Origin of the sequence: Nocardioides sp. NPDC087217 (genome assembly GCF_044744805.1) — a bacterium.
GTDB lineage: Bacteria > Actinomycetota > Actinomycetes > Propionibacteriales > Nocardioidaceae > Nocardioides.
In genome coordinates this window covers 15,562-30,758 of the sequence record NZ_JBIUZB010000006.1, presented here as the reverse complement: position 1 = coordinate 30,758, position 15,197 = coordinate 15,562, and the positions used below count along the sequence as shown (strand labels likewise).

The 15,197-nt window shown below is 69.6% G+C and carries 16 protein-coding genes; 5 read left to right on the top strand and 11 right to left on the bottom strand.

Translation table 11 applies throughout. The features are described from left to right. Positions 1 to 37: 37 nt before the first annotated feature. Genes ACIO3S_RS23005 through rimP form a run of 3 tightly spaced genes read right to left on the bottom strand, consistent with a single transcriptional unit; the run spans position 38 to position 2,362 of the window. A complete protein-coding gene (locus ACIO3S_RS23005) occupies positions 38 to 871 on the bottom strand; it encodes an alpha/beta fold hydrolase (RefSeq protein ID WP_400468006.1) in 834 nt (277 codons plus the stop codon). A gap of 27 nt (positions 872 to 898) precedes the next feature. Beyond that, positions 899 to 1,876, bottom strand: coding sequence for a transcription termination factor NusA (gene nusA, locus ACIO3S_RS23000; RefSeq protein WP_160024427.1), 978 nt, complete (start codon positions 1,874 to 1,876; stop codon positions 899 to 901). A gap of 3 nt (positions 1,877 to 1,879) precedes the next feature. After that, a complete protein-coding gene (gene rimP / locus ACIO3S_RS22995) occupies positions 1,880 to 2,362 on the bottom strand; it encodes a ribosome maturation factor RimP (protein WP_355018014.1) in 483 nt (160 codons plus the stop codon). A 167-nt stretch (positions 2,363 to 2,529) separates the two neighbouring features. On the opposite strand from rimP, the gene ACIO3S_RS22990 reads away from it, so the two are divergent. Next, complete coding sequence (locus tag ACIO3S_RS22990) at positions 2,530 to 2,967, top strand: hypothetical protein (RefSeq protein WP_400468005.1); 438 nt, start codon at positions 2,530 to 2,532, stop codon at positions 2,965 to 2,967. After that, positions 2,964 to 3,395 carry a DUF4439 domain-containing protein gene (locus ACIO3S_RS22985; protein ID WP_400468004.1) on the top strand — a complete coding sequence of 144 codons (432 nt, stop codon included), beginning with the start codon at positions 2,964 to 2,966 and terminating at the stop codon, positions 3,393 to 3,395. Before ACIO3S_RS22990 ends, ACIO3S_RS22985 begins: the two co-directional genes overlap by 4 nt. A gap of 215 nt (positions 3,396 to 3,610) precedes the next feature. Here the strand turns inward: ACIO3S_RS22985 and ACIO3S_RS22980 are convergent, their stop codons facing one another. The 3 genes from ACIO3S_RS22980 to ACIO3S_RS22970 form a co-directional block, all read right to left on the bottom strand. After that, a complete protein-coding gene (locus tag ACIO3S_RS22980) occupies positions 3,611 to 4,315 on the bottom strand; it encodes an HAD family hydrolase (protein ID WP_400468003.1) in 705 nt (234 codons plus the stop codon). Positions 4,316 to 4,361: 46 nt separating this feature from the next. Beyond that, positions 4,362 to 5,606: an acetyl-CoA hydrolase/transferase C-terminal domain-containing protein gene (locus ACIO3S_RS22975; protein ID WP_400468002.1), complete on the bottom strand. Its 1,245-nt coding sequence runs from the start codon at positions 5,604 to 5,606 to the stop codon at positions 4,362 to 4,364. Positions 5,607 to 5,725: 119 nt separating this feature from the next. Then, on the bottom strand, positions 5,726 to 7,486 hold the full coding sequence (locus tag ACIO3S_RS22970) for a proline--tRNA ligase (protein WP_400468001.1): 1,761 nt from the start codon (positions 7,484 to 7,486) through the stop codon (positions 5,726 to 5,728). Between the two features lie 89 nt (positions 7,487 to 7,575). Here ACIO3S_RS22970 and ACIO3S_RS22965 point away from each other — a divergent pair, with 89 nt between their 5' ends. Next, a complete protein-coding gene (locus tag ACIO3S_RS22965; protein WP_400468000.1) occupies positions 7,576 to 8,583 on the top strand; it encodes a hypothetical protein in 1,008 nt (335 codons plus the stop codon). A gap of 3 nt (positions 8,584 to 8,586) precedes the next feature. On the opposite strand, the gene ACIO3S_RS22960 is transcribed toward ACIO3S_RS22965, so the two are convergent. From ACIO3S_RS22960 to ACIO3S_RS22945, 4 genes are all read right to left on the bottom strand, one after another. Continuing rightward, a complete protein-coding gene (locus tag ACIO3S_RS22960) occupies positions 8,587 to 9,432 on the bottom strand; it encodes a GNAT family N-acetyltransferase (protein ID WP_400467999.1) in 846 nt (281 codons plus the stop codon). A gap of 56 nt (positions 9,433 to 9,488) precedes the next feature. Next, complete coding sequence (locus tag ACIO3S_RS22955; RefSeq protein ID WP_400467998.1) at positions 9,489 to 10,148, bottom strand: hypothetical protein; 660 nt, start codon at positions 10,146 to 10,148, stop codon at positions 9,489 to 9,491. Between the two features lie 117 nt (positions 10,149 to 10,265). Next, positions 10,266 to 11,045, bottom strand: a complete 780-nt coding sequence (locus ACIO3S_RS22950; protein WP_400467997.1) for an SDR family NAD(P)-dependent oxidoreductase — start codon at positions 11,043 to 11,045, stop codon at positions 10,266 to 10,268. After that, positions 11,029 to 13,032: a hypothetical protein gene (locus tag ACIO3S_RS22945; protein ID WP_400467996.1), complete on the bottom strand. Its 2,004-nt coding sequence runs from the start codon at positions 13,030 to 13,032 to the stop codon at positions 11,029 to 11,031. The genes ACIO3S_RS22950 and ACIO3S_RS22945 overlap by 17 nt, the downstream gene beginning before the upstream one ends. 222 nt (positions 13,033 to 13,254) lie before the next feature. Here ACIO3S_RS22945 and ACIO3S_RS22940 point away from each other — a divergent pair, with 222 nt between their 5' ends. Both ACIO3S_RS22940 and ACIO3S_RS22935 read left to right on the top strand, forming a co-directional pair. Then, positions 13,255 to 13,410 carry a hypothetical protein gene (locus tag ACIO3S_RS22940; protein WP_328531666.1) on the top strand — a complete coding sequence of 52 codons (156 nt, stop codon included), beginning with the start codon at positions 13,255 to 13,257 and terminating at the stop codon, positions 13,408 to 13,410. Further along, positions 13,407 to 13,820 carry a hypothetical protein gene (locus ACIO3S_RS22935; RefSeq protein WP_400467995.1) on the top strand — a complete coding sequence of 138 codons (414 nt, stop codon included), beginning with the start codon at positions 13,407 to 13,409 and terminating at the stop codon, positions 13,818 to 13,820. Before ACIO3S_RS22940 ends, ACIO3S_RS22935 begins: the two co-directional genes overlap by 4 nt. A 204-nt stretch (positions 13,821 to 14,024) precedes the next feature. On the opposite strand, the gene ispG is transcribed toward ACIO3S_RS22935, so the two are convergent. Then, complete coding sequence (gene ispG / locus ACIO3S_RS22930; protein ID WP_350844145.1) at positions 14,025 to 15,191, bottom strand: flavodoxin-dependent (E)-4-hydroxy-3-methylbut-2-enyl-diphosphate synthase; 1,167 nt, start codon at positions 15,189 to 15,191, stop codon at positions 14,025 to 14,027. Positions 15,192 to 15,197 lie beyond the last annotated feature (6 nt).

The window sequence follows — 15,197 nt, the reverse complement described above, 5'->3', positions numbered from 1 at the left end:
TCTTATTCCGTGACCCATCCTCACCAGATGGCGGCGATCACAAGATCGCGGCGATCTCCGGCCAGGCCCGCAGGCCGAGCTCGCGGTCGACCGCCTCCGAACCACCCCACGCGAGCCGCTGGCTGAGCGGGAGCGCGGGCTCGCCGGGCAGCACGACCCGGTGGCCGGCATCGGGATGGGTGACCACGATCGTCTCCAGGTCGTGGGCCGTACGCCGCCGCCGGACCGCCTCGGCGGCGAGGACGGAGGGCCACAGCGCGTCGCCTCCCCCGGCGACCAGGACGACATCACCGGCGATGCGCTCGACCGGGATGGTCGCGGCGGGCACCCGGTCGGCGTACTTCTCCAGGGCCGAGAGGTAAGCCTCGCAGAACGACGGGAGCTCCCCGTCGCCCTCCTTCACCGCCTCCTCGGTCGCCTCGTCGTCGAACGGCACGAACGGCACCTGCTCGCCCCGCAGCGTCCACGAGGACCGCTGGGGCCGCTCGTCGCTCAGCCCCGCCCAGGAGACGTACGTCGGGGAGATCCCGACCACCGCGTCGATCTCAGGGTGCAGGGTGCCCAGCAGGAGCGCGGCCTGGGCGCCCCAGGACGTCCCGAGCACCACCAGCCGCTGGTAGCGGGCGTGGAGGTCGGCGAGGACGCCGTCGAACGTCTCCAGCGGAATCAGCCGAGCCTCGCCCGGCTGTCCGGGACCACCGAAGTAGCGGATCGACGCCGCAGCCACCCCGTGCGAGGCGAGCATCCGGCACCGGTCGGTCTCGATCCGTCCCGATGACCCCGAGAGCACGAGTACGCCGGTCGTGGCGCCCTCCGGTTCCAGCAGGACGCCCTCGGAGTCGGTCAGAGTGGTCTCACGCACGCTCGCCATGCCGCACAGGTTAGTGACCCGCGGTGCTCAGGCGACCGGGGTCTCCTCGTCGGAGCGGATGTCGATGCGCCAGCCGGTGAGGCGGGCGGCCAGGCGGGCGTTCTGCCCCTCCTTGCCGATGGCCAGGGAGAGCTGATAGTCCGGCACCACGACACGGGCCGACTTGGTCGCCTCGTCGATGATCTGCACCGAGGAGACCCGGGCCGGCGAGAGCGCGGAGGCGACGAGCACCTTCGGGTCCTCGGACCAGTCGACGATGTCGATCTTCTCGCCCTGCAGCTCGGACATGACCTGGCGGACCCGCTGGCCCATCGGGCCGATGCAGGCGCCCTTGGCGTTGACGCCGGGGACGGTCGACTTGACCGCGATCTTGGTGCGGTGGCCGGCCTCACGGGCGATCGCGGAGATCTCGACGGTGCCGTCGGCGATCTCGGGCACCTCGAAGGAGAAGAGCTTCTTGACCAGGTTGGGGTGGGAGCGCGAGAGGGTGATCTGCGGGCCACGCATGCCCTTGCGCACGCTGACCACGAGAGCCTTGATCCGCGTCCCGTGGCTGTAGTCCTCGCCCGGCACGCGCTCGGAGAGCGGGATGACGCCTTCGAGCCGGCCCAGGTCGACGAGCACGTCGTCGGGGTTGCGGCCCTGCTGGATGACGCCGGAGAGGATGTCGCCCTCCTTGCCGGAGAACTCGCCGAACTTCACGTCGTCCTCGGCGTCGCGCAGCCGCTGCAGCACGATCTGCTTGGCGGTGGTGGCGGCGATCCGGCCGAAGCCCTCGGGCGTGTCGTCGTACTCGCCGACGACGTTGCCCTCGTCGTCGACCTCGGCGGCCAGCACGCGTACGTGCCCGGTCTTGCGGTCCAGGTCGACCCGCGCCTTCGTCTGGGCGCCGGTGGTCTTGTGGTAGGCGGTCAGCAGTCCCTGCTCGATCGCCTCGACGAGCACATCGAGCGAGATCTCCCGCTCCCGCTCCAGCATCCGCAGGATGCTCATATCGATGTCCATGGCCTACTCCCCCTCGTCGATCCGCTTGAACTCGATCTGCACAAGCGCCTTCTTCACGTCCGCGTACGCCACATCACGGCGCTTGCCGCTCACCTCGAGGCTCGCGCGCTCCTCGTCGGACTCCTTGACCCGTCCGGTGAACGCGGAGCCGTCGGCGGTGGTGACCTTGACCAGGCGACCCTTGTTGCGGCGCCAGTGGCGCGGCAGGGTCAGCGGCCGGTCGACCCCGGGAGAGGTCACCTCGAGCGTGTAGGGCTGCTCGCCCATGACGTCGGACTCGTCGAGGACCCGGTTGACCTCACGGGTTGCCTCGGTGACCTCCTCATGGGTGATCCCACCGTCCTTGTCGACGGCGATCCGCAGGATCCGGCGCTTGCCGGCCGGCGTGATCTCCACGGCCTCGATATCGAAGCCCAGGGCCTGAAGCGGGTCTGCGAGCGCCTTTTCGATGGCACTCGCGATCGCGTCCTTCCGCTCAGCACTCAACGCGATCTCCCCCTGCATCCTGTTGTCCGGTCCTGTTATATGCGCCTCCGAGCACGCAGCACTTCTGGTCACACCATACCTGTACGCCTCGGGCGTCTCGAACAGCGCGCGGCTGTGTTGGAAAGCCGCTGACGCGACTCCCGCCGGGTGTGGTTAGGGTTCCTCACGTGACCAGCGCACGTGCCCTCCGGATGCTCTCGAGACGCACCGCCGTAGGTGTCGCCGTGGTTGCCCCGCTGGCCGCCTCGGCGTGTTCGGCCTCGGAGATGCTGGATCCTGTCAAAGCCCCTCCACCGAGCACTCCCCCGGCCCCCGCCAACCCCGACCAGAGTGTGATCGACGCCACGGTCGCGGAGATCCTCGGCGCCGATAAGGGCGCCCCGTCCGAGTTCGTGCAACTCCATCGTGTGCACATCGAGGCGCTGGCGCCGACCAAGGGCGTCAGCGCGGCGCCGGCGAAGGGGCGCTGGCAGGAACGCCAGGTCGCCCTGGTCACGACACTCACCGCCGCGGCCGGACGCGCGGCCGACCCGCAGCTGATCACGCTGCTCGCCTCAGCCGCCGCCGGTCAGCAGCAGCTCCTGCACGGACGAGGTCTGGCATGACGACCGCGACATCGACCTCGACCGAAGCGCTCCAGGCGGCGCTCGCGGTCGAGCACTCCGCGATCTACGTCCTGGGCGCCCTCGGCGGGCGCACCTCGGCGACATCCTCGCCGGCTCTGGCGCGGGCGCTCACCGATGCGTACGACGACCACGTGAACGCCCGGGAGGCGCTGGCCGCGCACGTGGTGGCCGCCGGGATCGAGCCGGTCGCGCCCTCCGCCGTCTACGACCTGCCCGGCCGGATCGGGTCGGAGGCCGGCATCGGCGCCGCGGCGCTGCAGCTGGAGCAGGACACCACCGCGACCTACCTCTCACTGGCCCCGAAGGCGACCGGCACCGACCGGACGCTGCTCATCCAGCTGCTGTGCCGGGCGGCCGCGCGCCAGCTCGATCTGGGCGCGAAACCGCGGGCGTTCCCGGGGACCTGATCCTCAAAAGCCGAGATGGCCCGCGAACCGTCCGGCGCGGGAGACTCCCGAGATGTCTCCCGAGACCGGGCGGCTCGCGGGCCAGGTTTTGGCCTGGACACGAGGCCTGAGAAGTCGCCTGGGGCTGAACCTCTCTTGCAGAAGTATGCAATCCCCGCTCAGGATGGCCCAGACCCGCAAAAGCGCATTGCAAGAACTTGCAACTTTTCCCGGCCTCATTCCCAGGAGCGAACGATCTGGTGTATGTCGCTCAGTCGTTGCGCGACGGCGTCCGGCGAGCCCTCGCTGTGCCCCACCTGGCTGCTCGGGATGTTGCTGTGCGGGATGTGGATCGCCCGCAGACCGGCCTTCTGAGCACCGTACACATCGTCGAAGAGCCTGTCGCCCACGTAGACGCATCGAGACGGATCCGAGACCTTCACGGCCTCCATCGCCGCGTGGAAGGCCTCTTCGGCGGGCTTCGTCCAGGGAACCTCGGAGGTGTAGACGTCCCCGTCGAGCAGATCGAGCACCCCGTCGCGCTCGAAGAACCCGCGGTGCCACGCACGCGGCCAGATCGTGTTGGACAGCACCCCGACGCGTACGCCGTCGGCGCGGAGCGCCTCCCACAGCGGCCCGACCTCGGGGTCGGTCAGGGTGTGTGGCTCCCAGAACTCGTAGTAGGCGTCGAGCAGGTCCGGGTCGTGCTCGAGGCCGGCCTCGTCGAAGAGGTCGCCGATCGTCGAGCTCTGTTGGTGGTCGCGGCTGCGGGCCCAGATCGTCTCTCCCGCCTGGTGGAGCCTGGTCGCGTTGACTGGGTGGTCGTCGTCGCAGGCACCGCTCACCGCCTGCGCGAGCGCCAGCGACTCCGCGTGGAAGTCGATGTCGTGCCACTTCGTCAGCGTGCCGCCCCAGTCGAAGATCACCGCGTCGATCGCCATGGCCACGACCCTAGCGGTGCGACACCGGCCGGCTCACCGTGATTTCTCAGCGGGACAGCTGCGCCGAGCCGACCAGATCGTTGAGCTCCGCGCGGAAGTCGGGATGGGCACAGTGATCGATGATCCGCCGCGCGCGGGCGGCGGGAGAGATGCCGCGCAGGTCGGCCACACCCTGCTCGGTGATGATGACCTGCACGTCGTGCGCGGTGTGGTCGACGTGGCCGACGAACGGCACGATGCGCGAGACGGCGCCTCGCTCGGCGGTGGAGGGGGCGGCGAAGATGTTGAGGTGGGCGTTGCTCGCGAAGTCACCCGAGCCGCCGAGGGCGTTCACGTTGCCGTGGATGTCGGCCTCGGCCATCGAGTCGATCGCGATGAGGCCGAGCCGCCGGATGACCTCGGGGTGGTTCGAAGTCTCCTGCGGGCGTAGCAGGACTCGGCCCTTGTAGTGGTGGACGTCGTCGTTGAACCGGCGAGCGCCCGCCTCGGAGAGGCCGAAGGACGTGGCCGAGACTCCGATCAGCTTCCCGGAGTCGAGCAGGTCGAGCAGACCGTCCCGGAGGGTGTCGGTGTAGGCCGTCAGGTGCTCGAGCTCGGCGTCCTGGAGCCCGGTGAGCACCGCGTCGGCGACGGGACCCGCACCGGCGTGGAGCGGGAGCAGGCTGTGATGCAGGCGGCCGTTGCGTACCTCATGGAGGAGGAAGTCCACGACGAGCTCGGCTATCGCGCGGCTCTCCTCGTCGATCACGCGCGGCGGTGAGCCTCGGTCGGGGCGATCGGTCTCGACGACGGCGACGACCTTGGCCGGATCGACGAGCAGGAAGGGGTCACCGATCCGCTGCATCGGCGTCGTCAGCTGGATCGGCGCCCGCGCCGGCGGCAGCTGGGAGCCGTGATGGATGTCGTGGAAGCCCTCGAGCCCGCGCGGATGCCAGCTGTTGACCTCGAGGATCACGGCGTCGGCGACGTCGAGCCACGTCTGGTTGTTGCCGACGCTGCTCCCCGGGACGAGCAGCCCGTTGGGCAGGATCGCCGCCACCTCGACCACCGCGACGTCGAGAGCGCCGTAGAACCCGGAGGCCGCGTGCTGGGCGACCCGCGAGTGACGTACGTCGACGCCCTCCGGCCACTCCCGGACCAGCCCCAGTGCCTCGGGCACGGCCTTCGGTCGCCCGACCCCGGCGAACCCCGAGAAGGCCACCGTCTTCCCCGGCCCGATCCCCGCAGCCGCCTCCGCGGCACTCGCCACCCGCAATGCGAGCGTACGGTCAAGAATCCTGTCCCCCGTCATGGGGTCGATCTTGCCGCATTCCCGGCGGTTGGAATCCCCGGTTAACCGGGTATGCCTGCACTTCTCTGGCGTTGCAACACCCGAGAAGTGCAGGAAACACCCGAGAAGTTCCGGTGATGTCAGCCGCGGACGACCTCGGTGAGGTGGGCGACAGCGTCGGCGAGAGCGACCTCGGTCTTCTCGCCGCTCTTGCGGTCCTTGACCTCGACCTTGCCCTCGACCAGGCCCTTGCCGACGGTGACGATGGTCGGGACGCCGATGAGCTCGGCGTCCTTGAACTTCACGCCGGGCGAGACCTTGGGGCGGTCGTCGTAGAGCACGTCGATGCCGGCGGCCTCGAGCTCACCCGCGAGCTTCTCGGCGGCCTCGAAGACGGCGGCGTCCTTGCCTGTCGCGACGAGGTGGATGTCGTACGGAGCGACGTTCCGGGGCCAGGCGAGACCGATCTCGTCGAGCGTGCCCTCGGCGATGGCGGCCACGGCGCGGGTGACGCCGATGCCGTAGGAGCCCATGGTGACGGTGACGAGCTTGCCGTTCTCGTCGAGCACCTGGAGCCCCAGCGCGTCGGCGTACTTGCGGCCGAGCTGGAAGACGTGGCCCATCTCGATGCCGCGGGCCAGCGTCAGCGGGCCGGAGCCGTCGGGAGCCGGGTCGCCCTCGCGGACCTCGGCGGCCTCGATGGTGCCGTCGGGGGTGAAGTCGCGGCCGGCGACCAGGTCGATGACGTGCTTGCCGTCGACGTTGGCGCCGGTCACCCAGCGGGTGCCGGTGACCACGCGCGGGTCGACCAGGTAGCGGATCCCGGACTCGGACTTCTCGCCGAGCACCTCGGGTCCGATGTAGCCCTTCACGAGCGAGGCGTGCTTCTTCAGCTCGACGTCGTCCATGGGCTCGACCTCGATCGGCTCCAGCTGTCCCTCGAGGCGCTTGATGTCGACGTCGCGGTCACCGGGCAGGCCGATGGCGAGCGGCTCGACGGTGCCGTCGGGGTGACGCAGCGTCACCAGCACGTTCTTCAGCGTGTCGCCGGCCTCCCAGGGACGGTCCTCGCGCGGGAACGCCTCGTTGAGGTGGTCGACGAGCGTCTGGATCGTCGGGGTGTCGGGAGTGTCCTCGGCGTGAGCGGCCGGCACGTCCTCGTAGGAGAGCGGCTCGGGTGCCAGCGTCGTGACCGCCTCGACGTTGGCGGCGTAGCCGCCGGGCGAGCGTACGAAGGTGTCCTCGCCCGCCTCGGAAACGGCCAGGAACTCCTCGGAGGCCGAGCCGCCCATCGCGCCGGAGGTGGCCTTGACGATGACGTACTCGAACCCGAGGCGGTCGAAGACCTTGACGTACGCCGCGCGGTGGGCGTCGTAGGCCGCCGCCAGCCCCTCGTCGGTGTAGTCGAAGGAGTAGGAGTCCTTCATGATGAACTCGCGACCGCGCAGCAGCCCCGCACGGGGACGCGCCTCGTCGCGGTACTTCGTCTGGATCTGGTAGATGGCCAGCGGCAGGTCCTTGTAGGAGCCGTAGAGGTCCTTGACCAGGAGCGTGAACATCTCCTCGTGCGTGGGGCCGAGCAGATAGTCGGCCTCCTTGCGGTCCTTGAGCCGGAAGATGCCGTCGCCGTACTCCGTCCAGCGGCCGGTCGCCTCGTAGGGCTCGCGCGGCAGCAGCGCCGGGAAGTGCACCTCCTGGGCGCCGATCGCGGCCATCTCCTCGCGGATGATCCCCTCGACCTTGCCGAGCACGCGCAGTCCCAGCGGCAGCCACGAGTAGATCCCCGGAGCGGCGCGGCGGATGTAGCCGGCACGGACAAGCAGCTTGTGGCTCGCGACCTCGGCGTCGGCGGGATCCTCACGCAGGGTCCGCACGAACAGGGTCGACATACGGGCGATCATGCGGGCAAGCGTACGGCTCGCAGGACCGGTCCCGCGAACCGGTTAGGAGCGTGTTGCAACCGACCCCTGCCCGTACACGTCATCCCTCCATGAGACGTATCCGAATCCCGGCACTGGCCACGGCCATCCTCGTTGCTCTCATGCTTCCGGTCTCCCTGACGACACCGGCTTCTGCGGCGGCTCCGACCGTCGACGTACGTCCCCTTCCGCTGCCCATCGGCGACAGTCCGACCGTTCCCTACCTGCACCGTCCGTCGTCCGAGTCGGTCTCGGTGGTCGACCCTGCGACCGGCATGAAGACGCCGGTCGCCCTCGTCGGCGACGACCTCGACGAGTTCACCCTTCTGGGCCGCTCAGGGAGCGGGTTCGTGCTGCGGGTCCGCAACCGCAACATCGACCAGATCATCCGGGTCCAGCTCGATGTCGCGCAGCGGAACCTCACCGACATGTACTACGCGGACAAGGCGAGACTGTCGGCCGACGGCCGCTACCTGCTCAAGACGGCCACCCTGAGCAGCGGCGGAATCCAGGCCCAGGTACGCAGCGCCACCACCGGCGCGGTCGTCGCCCGACACACCTTCAGGGCAGCCACCAGGCCCGATCCGATCGACGTGGGCGGCACCCGCGTGCTCCTGGGCGCCTACAGCACCCCGCGCACGCTGGTGTGGGACTGGAAGGCCGGCACGGTCAAGACGATCGCCTCCCGGGCAGCGTACGCGGGCAGCTTCGCCACCAACCGGCTGGCGACGTACACGAAGGACCCGTCGAACCTCGACGCCTGCTCGGTGGTCTCGACCGTCACCGCGCCCGCCACGACGCTCTGGCGCGGGTGCTTGGAGGCGGTCGCGTCGTTCTCGCCCGATGGCGCCCGCTTCGCGACCAACGCGATCGAGCACGAGAACCACGCCGACGTGGTCCGCCGCCGCAGCCTCCGCGGCACGTTGCTGACCACCTACCGCAACCCCAACGGGCTGTGGATGTACGCCTGGGAGACCAACACCCGGATCCTGATGCGGTCCCACCCGAGCAGCGGCACGCCATGGCACGTGCGCTGCGAGGCCACTGACTGCGAGCGAGCCTGGCGGGCGTACTCCTGAGGGTCAGAACATGATGGTGGAGAAGCGGGCCGTCTCGAGGAAGCCGGCCCGCTCGTAGGCGCGGCGCGCGGGGGCGTTCCACTCGTTGACGTAGAGCGATACGCGTGGGGCGATCTCGCTGCGGACGATGTCGCAGACCGCGGCCATCCCGCGGGCAGCGAGGCCCTCGCCGCGGCGGTGCTCGGGCACCCAGACCCCCTGGATCTGGGCGGCCTCGGGGGTCGCGCAAGCGACCTCCGCCTTGAAGACGACCTCGCCGTCCTCGATCCGGGCGAAGGACCACCCGCGCGAGATCAGCTGCAGCACCCGGGCGCGGTAGAGGTCGCGGCCGCCGCCGGTCTCCGGCGAGATCCCGACCTCCTCGGTGTACATCGCCACGCACGCCGGATAGAGGGCGTCCATGTCGGCGCGGACGGTGCGGCGTACGAACGGGTCGGGCTCGACCAGGCTCTGCAGTTGCTGCTCGAGATGCGGCTGCTCCCAGCGCTGGTCGCGCGGCGTGCCCCAGGACTCGCCGATCGATCCCCACAGCGCCCGCACCGCGGCCTGCCGCCCGACGACCGTCGAGACGGTGCGGACCCGGCTGCGAGCCCGCTCACCGAAGGCGTACGCATCCTCCTCGGTGGCCTGGATCGGGACCAGGTTGGCGCCGACGTGACAGGCCGCGACCAGGTCGCCGCCGTCCCATCGGCCCCAGATCTCACCGCCGAGCCAGCGCGGCTCGAGGTTGGTGGTGCGCGCCCGGTACTCCGCGAACACGTTGACCACCGGATCCTGCGCGGTCAGGTCGAGGAACGCGCTGAGATCACCCGCGTGCAGCGGGCGGATCCCCTGGCGCGTCGTCAGCATGTCTCCGAGCCTAGGGCCAATCCGGTTGTACGTCGCCCTGCGGCTCGCGGACCGGATCAGGCAAAGATGCGTTCGATGGTGTGCATTCGCTCGCCGATGGTCTTGAGACGTACGTCCTGGCCGGCCTCGCCGGTGTCTCCCCAGACCGCCCTGCCCACCATCACGCCGCGGGCGCCGAGCGCCTTGACCCGCGGCAGCCGCTCGCTGAAGTCGTCCCAGCCCATCCCGTCGGACCGCGCGACCCAGGAGGCTCTTCCGAGGTCGGCCCGCTCGATGTTCTCCAGGCCCTCGTCGTTGACCTTGAGCTTGAGCACGATGCCGCCACACTGTGACCGCGTGGCGAGGGTGGCCAGATCCCCGAGGCAGCCGGGCGTCGTGCAGTACGGCTCGAGGAAGACCCGGTCATAGCCGGGGAGACGCTCCAGGATGTCGAGGGCCATCCGCGCGCACTCGGTCTGGTGGTCGTCGAACCCGATCTTCACCGCGTCGGTCGATCTCTGCGGGACGACGAGCTCATCGACGGTCTCGATGTCCGGGAGCCCGGCGCAGGCGAGCTCGCGGCGTACGTCGCCGTGGCCCTGCGTGGGACGCACGACGATGCCCCAACCGGGGGTGTCGGCCACCAGATCGAGGATGTCGGGCCGGATGTCGGAGGAGTCCGGGGTACGGAACAGCGCATCGTCTGCGTGATCGATGGCAAGCCAGAAATTGGTCAACGTTGTCGCCAGTCTGAAGAGGGAAACAAAAGACGTGTGGAGGCGCTAGGCGAAGCCTAGACAGCCCGGCGGCGCATCAGTGGCATCTCGGGTTAATTGCAGATTGCGCGCCGCCGGTCAGTACTCGCCGCCGTCTGCGACGACACACTGTCCGTTGATGGCGCCGGCCATGTCGGAGGCGAGGAAGACGCAGACCTTCGCGACGGCGTCGGCGGTGACGAAGCGGTGTCCGGGGATGCGCGCGGCCCGATAGGAGATGTACTGGTCGACGGTCACCCCCTCCTTGCGGGCGTGCTTGACGAAGACCTGCCGCGACGACTCGCTCCACATCGGGCCGGGAGCGACGACGTTGGCCCGGACGATGCCCTCCTCCTCCTGCGCGATCGCCTGGGCGAGCCCGGTCAGCGCGTGCTTGGACACGCCGTAGGCGGCCCGTCGCGACGGCGTACGGATCCCGAAGACGGAGCTGACCAGGACGACCGCGCCGGACCTGGCCGCCCGAAGCTTCGGCAGCGCGAGCGAGGCCGTGCGCCACACCGAGGTCAGGTTGAGGTCGAGGGTGAGCTGCCACTCGGACCGGTCGATCTCGGCGACCGTGTCGGGACTGGGGTTGACGCCGGAGCAGTTGATGAGCCCCGACAGCGTCTCGAACCCGGCGAGCGTCTCGGCCAGGGCGTCCACGCCGTCGTCGGTGGTCAGGTCACCCTCCACCCGCGCGACCGCCCCGGTCTCGTCGGCGAGGTAGGCCAGCTCGGTGGTCCGGCTGTAGGCGTGCAGGATCACCGGGGTGCCCTCCGCGCTGAGCCGGCGCGCGACCGCGCTGCCGAGGTCGCCGGTCGCACCGAGGACGAGCACGGGAGCTCGCGGCGGGGTGCCTGACTCAGACGCTGTGCTCATGGCGCTCCTTGATCCGGTGGATCGCCGACCTCACCACGTCCTGATGGGCGGGCGGCAGACCAGTGAGACCCTCGAGATGGCTCACGCAAGTGATATCACCCATTTGCCCGAGCCGGTACGCGGTAATCGGAATCGCCGGGGCGAGGGTCGGATGGTGCAGCCGATGGACCAGGGCGTCGGTGATGTCGGTGCCCCAGCCGAGCACGTCGCGCTCGCGGGCGACCGCGCCGGGGTCCTCCTCGCGGTTCAGGATCTCGAGGTAGCCGTCGACCGGAACCCGGCCGCGCAGGATCAGCTGGAACATCGCTGCCTTCCGCAGGAACAGCGACCGGAACGCCTCCAGCACGAACTCCAGCTCGTCCCAGTAGCGCTCCGGCGCCTGGTCGAGCAGGTCGCCGTAGTCCTCGCGCTCCTCGGTCAGGTAGAGGCAGATCAGCCGGTCCATCCAGGACAGGCTCTCGCGTACGCTCAGCCGGGCCACCGCGTCCAGGTCACCGGGCTGGAAACCGGCCTTGAGGAACGTCATCACCAGCGGCCCCATGTGCATGTCCGCGAAGCGGGCGCCGTCCAGCGCCATCCCGTGCCCGTCGCGCAGTCGGTCGCGGATGCCCTCGGCGACGAAGTACTGGTAGAAGGTCTCGTGGGCGAACTCCGCCGACTCCACCCCGTCCCTGGTCCGGCCGGTCACGCCGAAGACCTCGGAGTGGTCGAGCAGGTCGGCGATCCATTCGTACGTCAGGAAGTCCCGCTGCCGGGTGATGTCGAGGTCGCGCTGCAGGTTGGCGAACAGCCACTCCGAGACGCGCGGGACCGGGATCAGGTCCTGCTCCTGCGAGGTCGGCTCGTCCATCCCGGTGAACAGGTCCCAGGCGATGTCGCGGTAGGTCTGGAACCGCACCCGACTGGGGATGCGTGAGCTCTTCCGGTCCCACGGCTGACCGCAGACGTGCTTGAGATGGACGGTGTAGCCGTCCCACTGGGTCCGGGGCGCTGGAGCGCCCTCCTCGAGGGAGGCGTAGAGCTGCTTGAGGACCATCGGGGTCGCGGGGAAGAACCCGCCCCCGCGCTCCATCTCCGCGGCCAGGTTGCGCAGCCTGTCGTCACCGCCGCGCTCCTCGCCGAGGGCGCGCACCTCGACCGGGGAGATCGGCTCGACGCGTACGACCATCGCCGACTCGACCCCGAGGTCCTCCAGCCGAGCCGGGCTGCGCAGCTGTTCGGCGAGCTCGTCGCGCTCGGTCTGCAGGTTGCGCTTGCTGATCACCACGAACCGTCCGCCGCGGCCGAAGGCCGAGCGCAGCTCGCTCAGGTCGGGGCGGGTGACACCGTGCTCCTCGGCGCTGGAGGAGATCAGGTCGAAGTCGTCGATCACGATCGGCGAGCGGTCCTCGTCGACCAGGGCGCCGTAGTCGACCGCGCCGTCGCGCAGGCTGATGTAGCGCACCTGCTCCTGCGAGGCGGTCCACTCCCGAGTCTCGACCGTCTTTCCCGAGCCAGAGGGGCCGGTGAGGAAGAAGAGGTTGGACTCGGGGTCGTCCAGCCAGCGGCCGAGCGCCTCGATGAGCGGGATCGTGGGCTGCTGCGTCGTCAATCCGCTCAGCGCCGCCACCCGTGCCCGCGGGAAGGTCAGCCGGGAGCTGGTGGGAGGAACCGGGGCCGCCGGTGTGGCCGGGGTCAGCACGGGCCCGGGCACCGCGGTGTCCTCGCCACGCCAGGCGTACGCCTTCCACCACTTCGCCTGCCAGATGCCGGTGTTCTTCCGGATCCACTCGCCCCGATGGGCCGGGTCGAGGGTGCGGGGCACCGCGCCGCCGACCACGCGGATGAGCTCGTCGAGCGGCATCAGCTTCGAGCCGGACGTACGCCGGTAGAAGGTGCTCCGGGCCATCGCCACACCGGCGCCACCATCAGCTTTTCCGGTCACCTGCCGGATCCAGGCGCGCAATTCACCGTTGAACTGCTCCGGTGAGAGAGATTCGTCGGTCATTTCCCCTCACCGAGTCGCCCGCGTTCGCGGTTGAGAGTATCTCGCAGGCGTCCCACTTCTGTCCCAGAAACGTCCCAACTCACCTGGGACTGTCTTCACATCGTCCCCACTCCCACCCGCCCTCTGGCGAGACGGATGTGGCCTCCGCCACCGTGGAGTTGTCCCCATCAGGGACAGCGCCGGCCCCACCTACGGGCCCCACCGCTGAAGGAGATGATGACCATGAGGAACCACAAGTTCAGCATCGCCACCTTCGCCGTCACGCTTCTTGTCGTGTTCGGCTTCAACCAGCTGCTCAGCGCCGAGCCGCCCACGTGTCAGGCAGCCGCCGGCACCTCGTCCGTGTCCGTCGTCCTCACGGAAGGAGCGCTGTCATGATCAGCAACTTCATGCGCCCCGGCGAAACCGTCCGGGCCCGCGGCGGCACCCGCGCCGGAAAGCGCGGTGTCGTCGTCGCCACCGCCGCAGGCCGCACCAAGGTCCGCTTCAACGGCAGCAGCGGCACCCGCTGGGTGCGTACCGGCAACCTGCGCTCCACCGACAGCGGCTCGCTGTCCTGGATCCTCCCGGTCAAGGCCGCACTCGTCCTCTTCCTGGTCGTGCCGGGCATCCGGTTCGTCGTCGTCCACCTGTGGACCCACGGCGGGCTGGACGGGTTCGCCACCGCCCTCGGAAACCAGATGGGCCAGGCCGCACTCGCCTGGGGCCACCTGATCACCACGGACCCACTCGGAGCACTGCTCCACCTCGGGTTCCTCGGCGTGGTCTCCAGGCTGATGCACTGGTGACACCGCCGACATCGTTTCGCGACGTACGCGAGGGGGACGCCGCGAAACAGACGAAGAGGCCCGGTCCGACGGTTCGGACCGGGCCTTCTTGCGTCTGCGCCGCGGGATGCTGACCGAGGTAACTCGGTGGGTGCGCACTGCCTTCGTGGAGTTCCACGAAGGAAGCGACCGTTCACCGAGTTACCTCGGTGAACATCCACCCCGTCAGCCGCTGACGGACACCTGCGCGCCGGCGCCCTCGACGGGCTCCATGCCCTCGGCGATCTTCAGCGCCTCCTCGATCAGGGTCTCGACGATGGCGGCCTCGGGAACGGTCTTGATGACCTCGCCCTTGACGAAGATCTGGCCCTTGCCATTGCCGGAGGCGACGCCGAGGTCGGCCTCGCGAGCCTCACCGGGGCCGTTGACGACGCAGCCCATGACCGCGACCCGCAGCGGGACCTCGAGGCCGTCGAGACCCGCGGTGACCTGCTCGGCGAGCGTGTAGACGTCGACCTGCGCACGACCACAGCTGGGGCAGGAGACGATCTCGAGGCGGCGCGGCTTGAGGTTGAGCGACTCCAGGATCTGGATGCCGACCTTGACCTCCTCGACCGGCGGCGCGGAGAGCGAGACGCGGATGGTGTCGCCGATGCCCTGGCTGAGCAGGTGGCCGAAGGCGACCGAGGACTTGATCGTGCCCTGGAAGGCCGGGCCGGCCTCGGTGACGCCGAGATGCAGCGGCCAGTCACCGGCCTCGGCGAGCAGCTCGTAGGCGCGCACCATCACGACCGGGTCGTTGTGCTTGACCGAGATCTTGAAGTCCTGGAAGCCGTGCTCCTCGAAGAGCGAGGCCTCCCAGATGGCCGACTCGACCAGCGCCTCGGGGGTGGCCTTGCCGTACTTCTCCAGCAGCCGCTTGTCGAGCGATCCCGCGTTGACGCCGATCCGGATCGAGGTGCCGTGGTCCTTGGCGGCCGCGGCGATCTCCTTGACCTGGTCGTCGAACTTGCGGATGTTGCCCGGGTTGACCCGGACCGCCGCGCAGCCGGCCTCGATGGCGGCGAAGACGTACTTCGGCTGGAAGTGGATGTCGGCGATCACCGGGATCTGCGACTTCTTCGCGATCGCGGGCAGCGCGTCGGCGTCGTCCTGGCTCGGGCAGGCCACCCGGACGATGTCGCAGCCCGACGCGGTGAGCTCGGCGATCTGCTGCAGCGTGGAGTTGACGTCGGAGGTGAGCGTGGTCGTCATCGACTGCACGGAGATGGGGCTCTCGCTGCCGACGCCCACCGACCCGACCTTGATCTGGCGGGTCTTGCGGCGAGGGGCGAGCACCGGGGCGGGTGCCTCCGGCATACCGATGTCTGTCGGCGTGGGGATCGACGTCATGTCTAC

Coding starts and splice junctions, on each gene's coding strand:
- ACIO3S_RS23005 (WP_400468006.1), bottom strand. CDS start 871: ATGGCGAGCGTGCGTGAGACCACTCTGACCGACTCCGAGGGCGTCCTG.
- nusA (WP_160024427.1), bottom strand. CDS start 1,876: ATGGACATCGATATGAGCATCCTGCGGATGCTGGAGCGGGAGCGGGAG.
- ACIO3S_RS22985 (WP_400468004.1), top strand. CDS start 2,964: ATGACGACCGCGACATCGACCTCGACCGAAGCGCTCCAGGCGGCGCTC.
- ACIO3S_RS22980 (WP_400468003.1), bottom strand. CDS start 4,315: ATGGCGATCGACGCGGTGATCTTCGACTGGGGCGGCACGCTGACGAAG.
- ACIO3S_RS22975 (WP_400468002.1), bottom strand. CDS start 5,606: ATGACGGGGGACAGGATTCTTGACCGTACGCTCGCATTGCGGGTGGCG.
- ACIO3S_RS22970 (WP_400468001.1), bottom strand. CDS start 7,486: ATGATCGCCCGTATGTCGACCCTGTTCGTGCGGACCCTGCGTGAGGAT.
- ACIO3S_RS22965 (WP_400468000.1), top strand. CDS start 7,576: ATGAGACGTATCCGAATCCCGGCACTGGCCACGGCCATCCTCGTTGCT.
- ACIO3S_RS22960 (WP_400467999.1), bottom strand. CDS start 9,432: ATGCTGACGACGCGCCAGGGGATCCGCCCGCTGCACGCGGGTGATCTC.
- ACIO3S_RS22950 (WP_400467997.1), bottom strand. CDS start 11,045: ATGAGCACAGCGTCTGAGTCAGGCACCCCGCCGCGAGCTCCCGTGCTC.
- ACIO3S_RS22945 (WP_400467996.1), bottom strand. CDS start 13,032: ATGACCGACGAATCTCTCTCACCGGAGCAGTTCAACGGTGAATTGCGC.
- ACIO3S_RS22940 (WP_328531666.1), top strand. CDS start 13,255: ATGAGGAACCACAAGTTCAGCATCGCCACCTTCGCCGTCACGCTTCTT.
- ACIO3S_RS22935 (WP_400467995.1), top strand. CDS start 13,407: ATGATCAGCAACTTCATGCGCCCCGGCGAAACCGTCCGGGCCCGCGGC.
- ispG (WP_350844145.1), bottom strand. CDS start 15,191: ATGACGTCGATCCCCACGCCGACAGACATCGGTATGCCGGAGGCACCC.